At 62.8% G+C, this 14,450-nt stretch carries 13 protein-coding genes and 1 pseudogene; 5 read left to right on the forward strand and 9 right to left on the reverse strand.

Annotated features, from left to right (window positions below):
• Positions 1–13: 13 nt before the first annotated feature.
• The 3 genes from NL532_RS19925 to rpsD all read right to left on the reverse strand — a co-directional run bounded on the left by NL532_RS19925 (position 14) and on the right by rpsD (position 2,442).
• Positions 14–841, reverse strand: a complete 828-nt coding sequence (locus NL532_RS19925) for an inositol monophosphatase family protein (protein ID WP_023684879.1) — start codon at positions 839–841, stop codon at positions 14–16.
• Positions 831–1,718: a tRNA 2-thiocytidine(32) synthetase TtcA gene (gene ttcA, locus NL532_RS19930; protein WP_023829952.1), complete on the reverse strand. Its 888-nt coding sequence runs from the start codon at positions 1,716–1,718 to the stop codon at positions 831–833. The genes NL532_RS19925 and ttcA overlap by 11 nt, the downstream gene beginning before the upstream one ends.
• A gap of 106 nt (positions 1,719–1,824) precedes the next feature.
• On the reverse strand, positions 1,825–2,442 hold the full coding sequence (gene rpsD, locus NL532_RS19935; RefSeq protein ID WP_023669107.1) for a 30S ribosomal protein S4: 618 nt from the start codon (positions 2,440–2,442) through the stop codon (positions 1,825–1,827).
• 385 nt (positions 2,443–2,827) lie between these two features.
• On the opposite strand from rpsD, the gene NL532_RS19940 reads away from it, so the two are divergent.
• On the forward strand, positions 2,828–3,028 hold the full coding sequence (locus tag NL532_RS19940) for a hypothetical protein (RefSeq protein WP_023829953.1): 201 nt from the start codon (positions 2,828–2,830) through the stop codon (positions 3,026–3,028).
• Positions 3,029–3,111: 83 nt separating this feature from the next.
• Here the strand turns inward: NL532_RS19940 and NL532_RS19945 are convergent, their stop codons facing one another.
• Positions 3,112–3,300, reverse strand: coding sequence for a DUF3008 family protein (locus NL532_RS19945; protein WP_023684876.1), 189 nt, complete (start codon positions 3,298–3,300; stop codon positions 3,112–3,114).
• A gap of 160 nt (positions 3,301–3,460) precedes the next feature.
• Here NL532_RS19945 and NL532_RS19950 point away from each other — a divergent pair, with 160 nt between their 5' ends.
• On the forward strand, positions 3,461–4,843 hold the full coding sequence (locus NL532_RS19950) for an RNB domain-containing ribonuclease (RefSeq protein WP_023829954.1): 1,383 nt from the start codon (positions 3,461–3,463) through the stop codon (positions 4,841–4,843).
• A gap of 85 nt (positions 4,844–4,928) precedes the next feature.
• Here the strand turns inward: NL532_RS19950 and murI are convergent, their stop codons facing one another.
• The 3 genes from murI to NL532_RS19965 form a co-directional block, all read right to left on the reverse strand.
• Positions 4,929–5,717 carry a glutamate racemase gene (gene murI / locus NL532_RS19955; protein WP_023694125.1) on the reverse strand — a complete coding sequence of 263 codons (789 nt, stop codon included), beginning with the start codon at positions 5,715–5,717 and terminating at the stop codon, positions 4,929–4,931.
• 146 nt (positions 5,718–5,863) lie between these two features.
• Positions 5,864–6,472 carry a DUF805 domain-containing protein gene (locus NL532_RS19960; protein WP_023731156.1) on the reverse strand — a complete coding sequence of 203 codons (609 nt, stop codon included), beginning with the start codon at positions 6,470–6,472 and terminating at the stop codon, positions 5,864–5,866.
• An 81-nt stretch (positions 6,473–6,553) separates the two neighbouring features.
• Positions 6,554–7,402 (reverse strand): RNA methyltransferase, encoded by an 849-nt coding sequence (locus NL532_RS19965; protein ID WP_023829956.1) that lies wholly within the window; start codon positions 7,400–7,402, stop codon positions 6,554–6,556.
• Positions 7,403–7,618: 216 nt separating this feature from the next.
• Here NL532_RS19965 and NL532_RS19970 point away from each other — a divergent pair, with 216 nt between their 5' ends.
• From NL532_RS19970 to NL532_RS19980, 3 genes and pseudogenes are all read left to right on the forward strand, one after another.
• Positions 7,619–8,830, forward strand: coding sequence for an NADP-dependent isocitrate dehydrogenase (locus tag NL532_RS19970; RefSeq protein WP_023669114.1), 1,212 nt, complete (start codon positions 7,619–7,621; stop codon positions 8,828–8,830).
• 10 nt (positions 8,831–8,840) lie between these two features.
• Positions 8,841–9,455 (forward strand): glutathione S-transferase family protein, encoded by a 615-nt coding sequence (locus NL532_RS19975; protein WP_023829957.1) that lies wholly within the window; start codon positions 8,841–8,843, stop codon positions 9,453–9,455.
• A 14-nt stretch (positions 9,456–9,469) separates the two neighbouring features.
• Positions 9,470–10,071 (forward strand): annotated as a pseudogene (locus NL532_RS19980) (demethoxyubiquinone hydroxylase family protein).
• Positions 10,072–10,170: 99 nt separating this feature from the next.
• Here the strand turns inward: NL532_RS19980 and alaS are convergent.
• Together alaS and recA are read right to left on the reverse strand one after the other, a co-directional pair.
• On the reverse strand, positions 10,171–12,837 hold the full coding sequence (alaS, locus tag NL532_RS19985) for an alanine--tRNA ligase (RefSeq protein WP_286487416.1): 2,667 nt from the start codon (positions 12,835–12,837) through the stop codon (positions 10,171–10,173).
• 271 nt (positions 12,838–13,108) lie between these two features.
• Entirely contained in the window at positions 13,109–14,212 is a 1,104-nt protein-coding gene (recA, locus tag NL532_RS19990; protein WP_023669117.1) for a recombinase RecA, read from the reverse strand.
• Positions 14,213–14,450 lie beyond the last annotated feature (238 nt).

A 14,450-nucleotide genomic window follows, 5' to 3' on the forward strand; every position in this document is an offset into this window, starting at 1 on the left:
GCAGTTGGGCCGATTATTGCGCCCAGAGTTCCCTGCGCAACTCCTGCCAGCTTTCCTTGTCCGGGGCGACAAGAATGCCGCCGTCGATATGCGAGGGCAGATAGGCGCTGCCGTCGATCCGCGCGGTGTAGCCGCCGGCCTCGGCGTGGATCAGCACACCGACCAGATGGTCCCACGGCATCAGTTTGTTGTAGACGACGAAATGGGCATGGCCGCTGGCCAGAAGACGGTATTCATGTGCCGCGCAGCGATAGCCGAACTGCGACAGGGTCTTGGTCTGGTTGCGCGCCAGGAGCGAGCGTTGCGGTTCCGCCAGATATTGCCAGGAGACGGAGCCGGTCATCTGCGAGATCGGCACGGCATCGGCGACATGCACCGTCTCCAGCGCGCCATGCGCATGGCGGATATGGCTGCCGGCGCCCTTGGCGCCGATCAGCCAGTCCCGGCCTACGGGGTCATGGATGATACCGGCGACGGTTTCACCCTTGACGACGACGCTCAGCATGACGCCGAAGAGCGGCACGCCGGAGGCGAAGTTGAAGGTTCCGTCGACCGGGTCGACGACGAAGGCGAGGTCGGCATCACCGAGCCCCTGAAGCAGCGCCGGATTGTCGGAACAGGCTTCCTCGCCGACGATCATCGCCGTGGGATAGCGCTCGCGCAGCCTGGCCGTGATCAGCCGCTCGGCGTTGATGTCGGCCTCGGTCACTAGGTCGGCAGCCGAGGTCTTCTGCCTGATGTCGCCCTCGCCCAGCCGGCGAAAGCGTGGCATGATTTCGGCCCTGGCTGCATCGGCGAGAAGCTCGGCCAGCCAGTCGATCGCTTGGTCGTCAAATATCATCGGAAATGTCTTGTCCTGTGCTGAGGCTGCCATTGAGGGCGGCAAAGTCGAACAGCTTTCTGTCGAGCAGATGCGACGGCCTGGTGTTGGACAGCGCGCGCAGCATCGTGTCCTTGCGGCCCGGCATGCGCTTTTCCATATCGTCCAGCATCGCCTTCATGGCGTTGCGCTGCAGGCCTTCCTGGCTGCCGCAGAGATCGCAGGGAATGATCGGGAATTTCATCGCGGCGGCGAATTTCTCCAGATCGACCTCGGCGCAGTAGCTCAGCGGCCGCAGCACCATGACGTCACCGTCGTCATTGAGCAGCTTTGGCGGCATGGCGGCAAGGCGGCCGCCATGGAATAGATTCATGAAGAAGGTTTCGAGAATGTCCTCACGGTGGTGGCCGAGCACCAGCGCCGAACAGCCCTCCTCGCGCGCGATGCGATAGAGATGGCCGCGCCGCAGCCGCGAGCACAGCGAGCAATAGGTGCCGCCCCGGGGCAGCTTGTCGGTGACCACCGAATAGGTGTCCTGATACTCGATGCGATGGGCGATGCCATGCGCATCGAGGTAATCGGGCAAAATGTGCTTCGGAAAGTTCGGCTGGCCCTGGTCGAGATTGCAGGCCAGCAAATCGACCGGCAAAAGGCCGCGCCATTTGAGATCGAGCAGCACGGCGAGCAGGCCGTAGGAATCCTTGCCGCCGGACAAAGCCACCAGCCAGCGGTCGCCGGGCCTCGCCATGGCGAAATCCTCGACCGCCTGACGGGTCAACCGCAACAGCCGCTTACGCAGTTTGTTGAACTCGACGGAAGACGGCACGTCGGCAAACAGCGGATGGAAGCCGCCTTCAGCAATCGGTTCAACTGTGTCGATGTCTGCCAGCATGTTCATGGCTTGTCGCTTTCCATAGCCGAGAGTGCCGGATTAGCGGACATGGCCGACAAAGAAAAGGCCGCCTCGACGGGCGGCCCTTTCCGGTATCGCAGAAAGCGATCGCTTAGCGCGAATAGAATTCGACGACCAGGTTCGGCTCCATCTGCACGGCGAACGGAACGTCGGCCAGGCCGGGGATGCGCGAGAAGGTCGCGACCATCTTGTTGTGATCGACTTCGATATAGTCCGGCACGTCGCGCTCGGCGAGGCCGACCGCTTCCAGCACGATGACCAGCTGCTTCGACTTTTCGCGCACTTCGACGACGTCGCCCGGCTTGCAACGGTACGAGCCGATGTTGACGCGCTTGCCGTTGACGTTGACGTGGCCGTGGTTGACGAACTGGCGAGCCGCGAAAATGGTCGGCACGAACTTGGAGCGGTAGACGACCGCGTCGAGACGCGACTCGAGCAGGCCGATCAGGTTCTCGGAGGTGTCGCCCTTGCGGCGATCAGCCTCTTCATAGACCTTGCGGAACTGCTTTTCGGAGACATCACCATAGTGACCCTTCAGCTTCTGCTTGGCGCGCAGCTGCAGGCCGAAATCGGAAAGCTTGCCCTTGCGGCGCTGGCCGTGCTGGCCGGGGCCGTATTCACGCTTGTTGACCGGGGACTTCGGGCGGCCCCAGATGTTTTCGCCGAGACGGCGGTCGATCTTGTACTTCGCGGATTCGCGCTTGCTCATCGCATTCCCTTTCAAAACAAACCACCCGGAGCCTCATGGTCCGGGTGAAGGAAACGCGCCCTCCTCTGGCCTCCGTTTTCGAGGCCTGACAGGGTTTTCCCACGCAACGCGGCGGAAAACCCACGGGACACGTCAGTCTAGACAAAACCCAGGAAACGATAAACCTGCTTTCCCGGGCTTGCCATGCAAAAGAAACAACCGGGCATTGCGGCCCAGTGTTGGTGCGCTCGATAAACGGAGATTTGAGCAGAGTCAAGCGCGTCGCTGGCGCTGGGCCCGGCAACCATATCACGTCTTTGGCGTTGAGTGCCGTGCCGGATGCGGCGGGAGGTTGTTGCGCCGACGGCATTTAGGAAGGGACTGAGCCAAAGGAGCCCGAAGTCGCATGAAGAAGTTTTTCCTCTCGTTGGTCGGTGCAGCCGTCATGGCCGGGACGATGTCGATCGCCGTGCCCGAGCCAGCGATGGCCAAGCACTGGCAGGGCCACAAGCATCGTCAGACCTGCGATGTCGTGGTGAAGAAGAAGGTCATCTGGCGGCATGGCCACAAGAAGGTCATCCGCTACAAGGTGAAGCGCTGCTGGTGACGTCAGGAGTTTCGGGCTTGGCCTGAATCGAAGAAGCCCGTGGTTTCGGCCACGGGCTTTGTTTATCGACTCGGTTCAAGGTTTCAGTCTGCCGATTTCTTCTCCGGCAGGCCTTTGCGCTTGGTCTCTGCGAATTCCTCGAGCTGCTTTTCGCTCATCGAATTGTACATCGACTTCGACGCGCCTTGAAGTTCGCTCTTCCTGGTCTCGCCGCGCTTGGCCGACAGGGCTGCGCCAGCGGCCTTTTGCTGTGCTTTTGAGGTTGCAGGCATATCGGCACCTCCTTTGCTGACAGAGGAAGAAACGTTGCGCTCCGGCGACGGTTCCAGCGCTGGCGGTCAACTTCCGTTCCGCGCTCATGCCTGCCCATGGTCGGCCAACTGCCGGCAAAACCACCTTCCCGTGCCCGCAACGCCGGTGTAGGACGGCGCCATGAAATCGTTGAACGATCCCTCGCAGGCACTCGCCACCGGCCTCGCGAAAATCCGCACCGAGTTCCATGTGCCGGAGGGATTTCCCCCTGATGTAATGGCCATGGCACAGACGGCGGCCAGGCGCGTGCCCGACCAGCATGCCGACCGCACGGCGATGCCCTTCGTGACGCTCGATCCCGCGACTTCCACCGATCTTGACCAAGCGTTTTCGATCGAAGCGAGCGGTAGCGACCTTCTGTTGCACTATGCGATTGCCGACGTAGCCTGGTTCGTCGCGGACGGCGACGCGGTGGATCGCGAAGCCTGGGCGCGGGGCGAAACCCTGTATTTGCCGGACGGCAAGGCCGGGCTCTATCCCCGGGTCATTGCCGAGGGCGCCGCGAGCTTGCTGCCCGGCGGTCCGCGTCCGGCTGTCATCTTCACGGTCCGGATCGCCGACGACGGAGCGGTAAGGCTGGATGGCGCGGAGCGGGCAATCATTCAAAGCCGCGCCAAGCTCGCCTATGACAGCGTGCAGGCCGCCGACGTCCCAGTCGGCTTCGCCGAAATCGCGCGGCGCATGGCGGCGGCCGAAGACCGTCGCGGCGCTTCGCGCGTCGACCCGCCCGAGCAGGAGGTGGAACAGCTTGCCGATGGCACGTTCCAGCTTGCGTTCAGACCGCTGCTGCAATCCGAGCAAGACAACGCAGCACTTTCGCTGGCCGCCAACATGGCGATTGCCGACGCCATGCTGGCACACCGGACCGGCTTGTTCCGGGTGATGGCGCCGCCCGATGCTTCCAAAGTACAAAGACTGCGCAGCGCGGCACGGGCCTTAGGCCTGTCCTGGCCTCCTTCGACCAGCCTGTCCGACTATCAGCGAACCCTCGATCCGACCAACATGCACCAGGCAGCGCTGATGCTGGAAATCCGCCGCGCCGGCTCCGGTGCGTCCTACCAACCCTATGAAGAAGGCGTTGTCCCCTGGCACGAGGCGATGGCCGCGACCTATGCCCACGCCACCGCGCCCCTGAGGCGGCTGGCCGATCGCTATGTCGTGCGCTGTGTGCTGGCCATCGTCAACGGCCAGCCGGTGCCGCAAGCCGTTACCGAGGCGTTTTCCAGACTGCCGAAGGTGATGGGCCGCGCAGGCGCCCGCGCCTCGCAGATCAACCACGCGGCCATCGACCTTGCCGAGGCGGTGATGCTGAGGGGGCGCATGGGTGAAACATTCAAGGCCGTCGTCACCGACGTCGGTGATCAGCGTGTGCGCGTTCAGCTCTCGGACATGCCTGTCGTTGCGAATGTGAAGGCCTCTGGGTTCAGGCAGGGCGATGGCCTGACGCTAAGGCTTGTTTCGGCCGATCCGGATCGGCGCGTCATTGTCTTCGAGCTTGCCTAAAGCGCGTCGGCGACGCGCTTTAGTTTTTTCGTTTTGTGCATGTCGTTGTCCCAAAACCGCTGCGCACTTTTGGGCGACACATGCATTAGCGCGCGCTCAATCCAAAACCCTGCATCAGCCGGCTGATGGCGAAATCCGCGTTTCCGGAGGTAAAGACGGCGATGTCGGGCTCGCTTTGCGGCAATGGCCCGTCGACAGCCGGAAGCAGCGACAGAGCGCGCCGCGCAATCGCCTCGGCCGGGTCGATCCAGTCGACCGGCCAGGGCGCGGTCTTGCGCATGCGATTGGCCAGGAACGGATAGTGCGTGCAGGCGAGCACGACGATGTCCGTGCGCAAATCGTCATGCTGGACAAAACACGGTGCGATTTCGGCACGCACGGCCTCCTCGTCGACAAAGCCCTCGCGCATGTAGGCCTCGGCCAGTCCGGCGAGATTGTTGCTGCCGACCAGCCGGACATGGCATTTCTGCGCCCATTTGCCGATCAGGTCGCGCGTGTACTGGCGCTTCACCGTGCCCGGCGTCGCCAGCACCGAGACCAGCCCGGACCGGGTGCGCTCGGCAGCCGGCTTGATCGCCGGCACCGTGCCGACAAAGGGATGGCCAGGGAATTTTTCCCGCAACGCATCGATCACCAGCGTCGAAGCGGTATTGCAGGCGACGACCGAAATTTCCGGATCAAAACGGTCGAGCAGCTTGGCGAAGAGCTCGACTATATGGGCCTGCAGCGCCGGCTCTTCCCAGGCGCCGTAGGGAAAGGCCTTGTCATCGGCGACGTAGACGAAGCGCCGGTCGGGCATCAGCACGCGCGCTTCGCGCAGCACGGTCAATCCGCCAACGCCGGAATCGAACATCAGTATCGGACGGTGGCTCATTGATATCGGACCATGAAAGAGGCTGGATCAGAAGGCTTGGCGGTCATTGGCCAATGCCGTTCTATCTGCAACCATCATGGCCTTGAAGTGGCGAATGTTAGCAACTTCCACGCAAAGCCGGCGAAGACGACCTTGCCTCGGTTGCTCTAGAGCCCGCGCTTGCCGAAGCCGGCGGGCCGCGGACGGCCCAGAGGCTGGGCGGACGGCACCGAGCGCGTGGCCGGTGTGGCGTTGCGCATAGAAGACTGTGCCGCGCTGCTGGCCATCCGGCTGGATGCCGCAGGCATGGGCGTATCGCCATCGAAATCGAAAACCGATGTCAGTTCGTCGATATTGATGCCCGCCACCGGCTTAGCCACCAGAATCGTGCACCAAAGGCCAAAGATCGACAGCGCAAGCAGGTTCAAACCGCTGGACGTGCTTTCCGGATTGTTGAAATCGATGACCAGCAGCGTGCCTGCCTGCAGAAAGGCGTAGATGGCGCAGAACACGATGTAGGACCACAGGATCCAGGCTTTGCCGTTGGCGTCGCGGCTGCGTCGCCAGGCGATGTTGGCACGCATGACCACAGCCAGGAGGGAAACGATCAGAACCGCGCCTGCCATCCCTTGCCGCGATGGACCGGGCGCCGAGTTGACCAGCCCCTCAAAGCCGATCGTGCCAACGATGCACAGCACGGCAAGAACGGCCTCGAGCAGGGCTACGCCGAGGGAATAGAAGAAGAAGCGCATACGGCCGATTTTGGACGTGAACATCTGCCACCCCACCGTTTTGACAACAATGGATGATAAGCAAATAAAATTCGGTTACTTCAGCCGTTCGAAGCTTAGCGATTTCTAATCTTCTTTGTCTGCCTGGGGTTTTCGCGCAGCGGCCGGCAAACGCCTTGGATCGTCTCCCGGCGAGCCGTCACCGCGCGGCATGGCCGGCGAAAACCGGTCGAGCGACGAGATGATGCCGCGCAGCACTTTCAGTTCCGGCTCGGCGAAACCGGCGCGCGTCAAGACGGCGCGCAGATTGTCGACCATCTTGGGTTTCTTGGGCGCCGGGCGGAAATAACCGCGCGCTTCGAGCGCGCCTTCGAGATAGGCAAACAGGCCGTGCAACTCTTCCTTGCTCGCCGGCTTCATTTCAGGACTGGAGAAATTAGTCGCCGTCTCGTCCTCCAGGCCGGATTTCATCCATTCATAGGACATCAACAGCACGGCCTGGGCGATGTTGAGCGACGAAAAGCCGGGAACGACCGGGAAGGTGACGATCTCGTCGGCCAGCCCGACCTCGTCATTGTAGAGCCCAAAACGCTCGCGGCCGAACAAGATGCCGGTGCGCAGGCCGGCCATCTGACGCGCCCTGAGCGCCCTGCCCGCCTCGACCGGACCACGCACGGGTTTGAAGCCGTCGCGCTCGCGCGCCGTGGTGGCGAAGACAAAATTGAGGTCGGCGACGGCGGACGCCAGGTCGCCGAACACTGTTACGGCATCGATGACATGGTCGGCGCGGCTGGCGGCGGCGCGCGCCTTCTCGCTCGGCCAGCCGTCACGCGGGTTGACTAGTCTCAGTTCGGCAAGGCCGAAATTGGCCATGGCGCGCGCGACCATGCCGATATTCTCGCCAAGCTGCGGCTCGACCAGGATGATCGCCGGGGCGGCGGCGGATGCGTTTTCAGGATGATCGGCGGCGGACATGGTCTCAATGAACTGCTGTTTGCGGCATTTCAGCGTTCCCTGCCACATCCGCTCGGCAAAATGAAGCTTTTGCAAACACCGGTCGCGGCACAGACGACCCATTCTGCACGGATGGTCGTTTGCGCGGCCAAATAGGCTTTGATATACGCTCCGCATACCCGGCCGAAGCCATGCGGGCGAGGCCGTTTTGTTCCCCAAAAGCGAGGCATTCTTTTCATGGCGAAGATCAAGGTGGCGAACCCGGTCGTCGAGCTCGACGGCGACGAGATGACCCGCATCATCTGGCAGTTCATCAAGGACAAGCTGATCCACCCTTATCTCGACCTGAAGCTCGAATATTACGACCTCGGCGTCGAGCACCGCGACGCCACCAACGACCAGGTGACCATCGATTCGGCCAATGCCATCAAGAAATGGGGCGTCGGCGTGAAATGCGCGACGATCACGCCCGACGAGCAGCGCGTCGAGGAATTCAAGCTGAAGAAGATGTGGAAGTCGCCGAACGGCACCATCCGTAACATTCTCGGCGGCACCATTTTCCGCGAACCGATCATCATGAAGAACGTGCCGCGTCTGGTGCCGGGATGGACCAAGCCCATCATCGTCGGCCGTCATGCTTTCGGCGACCAGTATCGCGCCACCGACTTCCGCTTCCCCGGCAAGGGCAAGCTGACCATCAAGTTCGTCGGCGAGGACGGCAAGGTGATCGAGCATGACGTGTACGACGCACCCGGCGCCGGCGTTGCCATGGCGATGTACAATCTCGACGACTCCATCCGGGAATTCGCCCGCGCCTCGCTGAATTACGGCCTGCTGCGCAACTATCCGGTTTATCTCTCGACCAAGAACACCATCCTCAAAGCCTATGATGGCCGCTTCAAGGACATTTTCCAGGAGGTCTACGAGGCTGAATTCGAGGCCGAGTTCAAGGCGAAGAAGCTGTGGTACGAGCACCGGCTGATCGACGACATGGTGGCCTCCGCCCTGAAATGGTCTGGCGGCTACGTCTGGGCCTGCAAGAATTATGACGGCGACGTCCAGTCCGACACGGTGGCGCAAGGTTTTGGCTCGCTCGGCCTGATGACCTCCGTGCTGATGACGCCGGACGGCAAGACGGTGGAAGCGGAGGCCGCGCACGGCACCGTGACGCGCCACTATCGCCAGCACCAGAAGGGCGAGGAAACCTCGACCAATTCGATCGCCTCGATCTTCGCCTGGACGCGCGGCCTCGCCCACCGCGCCAAGCTCGACGACAATGCCGAGTTGAAGCGGTTTGCCGACACGCTGGAGAAGGTCTGCATCCAGACGGTTGAGAGCGGCTTCATGACCAAGGACCTGTCGCTCTTGATCGGTCCCGACCAACCATGGCTGTCGACCACCGGCTTCCTCGACAAGATCGACGAGAATTTGCAGAAGGCGATGGCGTAAGCCGGCAGCCATGGCCAAGCCGGTCGTCTACGGGGCGGACTACAGCGTCTATATGCGCATCGTCCGCCTCGTGCTGGCGGAAAAAGGCATCGACTACGACCTTGTGCCGGTCGATGTCTTTGCCGCCGAGGGCGCTCCCGCCTGGTACTTCGAGCATCACCCTTTCGGCCGCATTCCGGCCTTCGAGCATGACGGGTTTCGCCTGTTCGAAACCAGCGCGATCGCCCGCTATGTCGACGAGGCGTTCGACGGCCCGGCACTGCAGCCAAGAGACGCCCGCACCCGCGCAACGATGAACCAGATCATCGGCATGCTCGACGCCTATGCCTACAGGTCGATGGTCTGGGACGTCGCCGTCGAGCGGCTTGAGAAGGAAGCGCCAGACGAGGCACTGGTCGCCAACGGGCTGCGCCAGGCGGAAACGGTGCTGCGGGTGCTCACCGCACTCAAGCCTCCCGGGCCGTGGCTGCTCGGCGACCAGCTGACGCTGGTCGACCTGCATGCGGCATCCATCATCGCCTATTTCGTCAAGGTCGCCGACGGGCAAAAGCTGCTTGCGGCGTTCGCCGACATCCAGGCCTGGTGGGACGGCATCGCAAAACGTCCGAGCCTGGCGGCGGGCTGATATGGGTTCGGGCCATGGCTGACCCATCTCGCCAGGACGCGCTCACCATCGCCAGAATTGTCAGGGTCAACCACGCCGGTGAGTTCGGTGCGATCAGGATCTATTCGGCGCAGATTCTTGTCGCCAGGCGCTTCTGGCCGGATTGCGTGCCATCCTTGTCGGAGATGCTCGGGCACGAGCGCACGCATTGCGCCGCCTTCCGTGCCGCCATGCCGGCGCGGAAGGCGCGACCGTGCCGGGTGATGCAATTCTGGAGCTGGGGTGGCTGGCTGCTGGGTTCTGTCACCGCCCTGCTCGGTCCGCAAGGCATCTGGGCCTGCACGGCGGCGGTTGAAGCGGCGGTGCATCGCCATCTGGACGATCAGCTGTTTTCCTCGCCAATCGCGACCACGACTTGCACGGCATCATCCTGGCGATCCGCGAGGAAGAGCTCGCCCATCTCCATCTCGCCGAAGAGCAGCTGAAATCGCCCGGCCCGGCGCTGAACTTTTTACGGTCGCTGATTTCGATCGCCACGGACGTGCTGATCTGGCTGTCCACCTGGGGCGATTCCAGCAGAATGACGCGCGCCCTGAAGGCGGCGAAAAGAACTAGACTAGCTAGACGGACCGTCTAAGAGCTGATTGCCGGCTTGCCACGATCAGCCACAGAATGGCAAGCACGGCGGCGAAGGCCGGAAAGCCGCACACGAACCAGATACGACATAGGGTGGCTTTCAGGCTGCCTCCAGCGCCGCCCTCACCGCGGCGATCGCATCATTGGCCTTCGAGGCGTCCGGACCGCCGGCTTGCGCCATGTCGGGCCGTCCGCCGCCGCCCTGCCCGCCCAATGCGGCCGAGGCAACGCGCACCAGATCGACAGCGCTGAAGCGGCCGACGAGATCGTCCGTCACGGCGACCACGACGCTTGCCTTGTTGTCTTCGCCCGCACCGACGAAGACGACGACGCCGGAGCCGAGCGATGTCTTGCCGGCATCGGCCAGCGGCTTCAAATCCTTCGGCGACACGCCGGAAACCGCTTTGCCGAGGAAGCCGATACCGGCGACGGTTTCGGTGGTGGCCGGAGCATCGGCCGCGGCACCACCGCCCAGCGCGAGTTTCTTGCGCGCTTCGCTCAGCTCCTTCTCGAGCTTCTTGCGCTCCTCGAGCAGCGTCTCGACACGCGCCGGCACGTCGGCCGGCGAGATCTTCAGCACGGCCGCAGTTGCCTTCAGGCGCCTGTCCTGCTCATCGAGATGTTTGCGCGCGGCTTCGCCGGTCAGCGCCTCGATGCGGCGCACGCCGGCGGCGACCGCGCTGTCGGAGACGACACGGACCAGGCCGATATCGCCGGTCGCCCGGACATGGGTGCCACCGCAGAGCTCGACCGAATAGGGCCGGTTGGCCTTGGCGCCATGCACGCCGGTGCCCATCGAAACGACACGCACCTCGTCACCATATTTCTCGCCGAACAGCGCCATGGCGCCTTCGGCGATGGCGTCGTCGACCGACATCAGCCGCGTCGTCACCGGGCTGTTCTGGACGACGATTTCGTTGGCCATGCGCTCGACCTCTTCGAGGTCTTCGGCCGAGATCGGCTTGTTGTGCGAGATGTCGAAGCGCAGGCGCTCGGGCGCGACCAGCGAACCTTTCTGCGCGACATGGGTGCCCAGCACCTCGCGCAGCGCCTCGTGGATCAGATGCGTTGCCGAATGATTGGCGCGCAGCCGGGTGCGGCGCGCATGGTCAACCTTCAGCTCGACGGCTGCACCTGGCTTGACCGTGCCGTTCGTCACCTTGCCCAGGTGCACGAACAGGCCGTCGGCCTTTTTCTGCGTGTCGGAAACCTCGATCGAGAAACCTTCGCCGGAGATGATACCGGTGTCGCCCATCTGGCCGCCGGACTCGCCATAGAACGGCGTCTGGTTGACGACCACCGCCACCGCGTCGCCCTTGATCGCGCTGTCGACGGTCTTGCCGTCCTTGACCAGCGCCTGGATGAGGCCTTCCGCCTGTTCGGTCTCGTAGCCGAGGAATTCGGTGGCGCCGGCCTTCTCGCGTACAGAAAACCAGATGGTCTCGGTGGCCGCGTCGCCGGAGCCAGCCCAATGCTTGCGCGCTTCGGCCTTCTGCTGCTCCATCGCATGGGTGAATCCGGCAAGGTCGACCGAGATGTTGCGCTGGCGCAGTGCGTCCTGCGTCAGATCGAGCGGGAAGCCGTACGTGTCATAGAGCTTGAACGCGGTCTCGCCATCCAGCATATCGCCGGCGTGCAGCGTATCCGTCGCCTCCGAGAGCAGGCCGAGGCCGCGCACCAGCGTCTTGCGGAACCTGGTCTCCTCGAGCTTCAGCGTCTCGGTGATCAGCTGTTCGCCGCGCAGCAGTTCGGGATAGGCCTGGCCCATCTCGCGCACCAGCGCCGGCACCAGTTTCCACATCAACGGCTCCTTGGCGCCGAGCAACTGCGCATGGCGCATGGCGCGGCGCATGATGCGGCGCAGCACATAGCCGCGGCCTTCGTTCGACGGCAGCACGCCATCGGCCACCAGGAAGGAGGACGAGCGCAGATGGTCGGCAATGACGCGGAAGGAGGCGACCGTCTCCTTGTCCGGGCCCTGCCCGAGCGCTGACGAGGCCGCATCGATCAGATGACGGAACAGGTCGGTCTCGAAGACGCTCTCCACCCCTTGCAGGATGGAGGCCATGCGCTCCAGGCCCATGCCGGTGTCGATCGACGGCCGCGGCAGGTCGATGCGCTCATCCTTGGTGACCTGCTCATATTGCATGAACACCAGGTTCCAGAATTCAAGGAAGCGGTCGCCGTCCTCCTCCGGGCTGCCGGGAGGGCCGCCCCAGATGTGCTCGCCACGGTCGATGAAGATTTCCGAGCACGGCCCGCACGGTCCGGTGTCGCCCATAGCCCAGAAATTGTCGGAGGTCGGGATGCGGATGATGCGGTCATCGGAGAAACCGGCGATCTTCTTCCAGAAGCCGGCCGCCTCGTCATCGGTGTGATAGACGGTGACCAGCAGCTTGTCCTTGTTCAGCCCGAACTCCTTGGTGATCAGGTTCCAGGCCAGTTCGATGGCGCGCTCCTTGAAATAGTCGCCGAAGGAGAAATTGCCGAGCATTTCGAAGAAGGTCAGATGGCGCGCGGTGTAGCCGACATTGTCGAGGTCGTTGTGCTTGCCGCCGGCGCGCACGCTTTTCTGCGCAGTGGTGGCGCGCGAATAGGACCGCTTCTCCAGGCCGGTGAAGACGTTCTTGAACTGCACCATGCCGGCATTGGTGAACATCAGCGTCGGGTCGTTGCGCGGCACCAGCGGGCTCGAGGCCACGACCTCGTGGCCCTCCTTGCGGAAATAGTCGAGGAATGTCGACCGGATCTCGTTCACGCCACTCATGACTGCTGCCTTTTCGCGAAAACCGCCGGCACGGCCGGCGGACACTGGTCTCTGCTTTTTAGAAGATTGACTTGGCCTTTTAGCGGGCACGCCCCACCCTGTCCAGAAACACGGAATTGGGCCATCCCGGCAACTGCCAAGCCGGCTTCACGCTGCCCAAAAACGAAAACCGCCGGCGCGAAGGCCGGCGGTTTGAAACGCAATACTAAAGAACTCGGTTACTTAAGCATCGGATAATAGACTGGATTTATGGCCGAACTCTGGCCGTGCCCTACATGGCGCCGGATTCTTCCTCGAAGCCGTCGTCGCTTTCGCCGCGCTCGGGGCCGCCATTTTCAAGAAATTTCTCGGCGATCAGCCCGGCATTCTGCCGCAGCGCAAGTTCGATCTCACGCGCCGTGTCGGGATTGTCGCGCAGGAACAGTTTGGCGTTTTCGCGACCTTGGCCGAGACGCTGCGAATTGTAGGAGAACCAGGCGCCGGACTTCTCGACCACGCCGGCCTTGACGCCGAGATCGACCAGTTCGCCGGTCTTGGAGACGCCCTCGCCATACATGATGTCGAACTCGACCACCTTGAAGGGCGGCGCCAGCTTGTTCTTGACGACCTTGACGCGGGTCTGGTTGCCGACGACCTCGTCGCGGTCCTTGACCGAGCCGATGCGGCGGATGTCGAGGCGCACCGAAGCGTAGAATTTCAGCGCGTTGCCGCCGGTCGTGGTTTCGGGCGAACCGAACATGACGCCGATCTTCATGCGGATCTGGTTGATGAAGATGACCATGGTGTTGGAGCGCGAGATCGAGGCGGTCAGCTTGCGCAGCGCCTGGCTCATCAGACGAGCCTGGAGACCGGGCAGCGAATCGCCCATCTCGCCCTCGATTTCAGCGCGCGGCGTCAGTGCCGCCACCGAATCGACGACCAGCACATCGATGGCGCCGGAACGCACCAGCGTGTCGCAGATTTCAAGTGCCTGCTCGCCGGTGTCGGGCTGCGAGATCAGCAGGTTTTCGAGGTCCACGCCGAGCTTGCGGGCATAGACCGGGTCGAGCGCATGCTCGGCATCGACGAAGGCGCAGATACCGCCCTTCTTCTGGGCTTCCGCCACCGTATGCAGCGCCAGCGTCGTCTTGCCCGAGCTTTCCGGCCCGTAGATCTCGACGATGCGGCCGCGCGGCAGGCCGCCGACGCCAAGCGCGATGTCGAGGCCCAGCGATCCCGTCGGCACGGTTTCAATCTCGACGACCTGCTCATTGGCGCCAAGCCGCATGATCGAGCCCTTGCCGAAGGCGCGCTCGATTTGCGACAGCGCCGCATCCAGAGCCTTTGATTTGTCCACCGCTTTGTCCTCTACAAGCCGCAAAGAATTCTGAGCCATGATACATCACCCCTTGGTCGTCAATGAAGGCCGGACAATCCGTAATCCCTACCCATTTTGTACTACTTTTGTTCTCGTTTGGCAAGAGGGGTCAAATAACTGAAAAACCATCTTTATCCGGATTTGTTCTTTTTTTGTCTCTTGGTATTTTCGGATGTATCCCCTTCGGGCCAGATGCTCCGGCTGTTTCGATCGGCCGAATCGCCAGCTCGCCTGCGAAGCTCCGCCGCACAGCGTA

Source organism: Mesorhizobium sp. C120A (assembly GCF_030323105.1).
In the GTDB taxonomy this organism is placed as follows: Bacteria; Pseudomonadota; Alphaproteobacteria; order Rhizobiales; family Rhizobiaceae; genus Mesorhizobium.

Coding starts and splice junctions, on each gene's coding strand:
- recA (WP_023669117.1), bottom strand. CDS start 14,212: ATGGCTCAGAATTCTTTGCGGCTTGTAGAGGACAAAGCGGTGGACAAA.
- NL532_RS19965 (WP_023829956.1), bottom strand. CDS start 7,402: ATGTCCGCCGCCGATCATCCTGAAAACGCATCCGCCGCCGCCCCGGCG.
- alaS (WP_286487416.1), bottom strand. CDS start 12,837: ATGAGTGGCGTGAACGAGATCCGGTCGACATTCCTCGACTATTTCCGC.
- ttcA (WP_023829952.1), bottom strand. CDS start 1,718: ATGAACATGCTGGCAGACATCGACACAGTTGAACCGATTGCTGAAGGC.
- NL532_RS19945 (WP_023684876.1), bottom strand. CDS start 3,300: ATGCCTGCAACCTCAAAAGCACAGCAAAAGGCCGCTGGCGCAGCCCTG.
- NL532_RS19975 (WP_023829957.1), top strand. CDS start 8,841: ATGGCCAAGCCGGTCGTCTACGGGGCGGACTACAGCGTCTATATGCGC.
- NL532_RS19960 (WP_023731156.1), bottom strand. CDS start 6,472: ATGTTCACGTCCAAAATCGGCCGTATGCGCTTCTTCTTCTATTCCCTC.
- NL532_RS19970 (WP_023669114.1), top strand. CDS start 7,619: ATGGCGAAGATCAAGGTGGCGAACCCGGTCGTCGAGCTCGACGGCGAC.
- NL532_RS19940 (WP_023829953.1), top strand. CDS start 2,828: ATGAAGAAGTTTTTCCTCTCGTTGGTCGGTGCAGCCGTCATGGCCGGG.
- rpsD (WP_023669107.1), bottom strand. CDS start 2,442: ATGAGCAAGCGCGAATCCGCGAAGTACAAGATCGACCGCCGTCTCGGC.
- murI (WP_023694125.1), bottom strand. CDS start 5,717: ATGAGCCACCGTCCGATACTGATGTTCGATTCCGGCGTTGGCGGATTG.
- NL532_RS19925 (WP_023684879.1), bottom strand. CDS start 841: ATGATATTTGACGACCAAGCGATCGACTGGCTGGCCGAGCTTCTCGCC.
- NL532_RS19950 (WP_023829954.1), top strand. CDS start 3,461: ATGAAATCGTTGAACGATCCCTCGCAGGCACTCGCCACCGGCCTCGCG.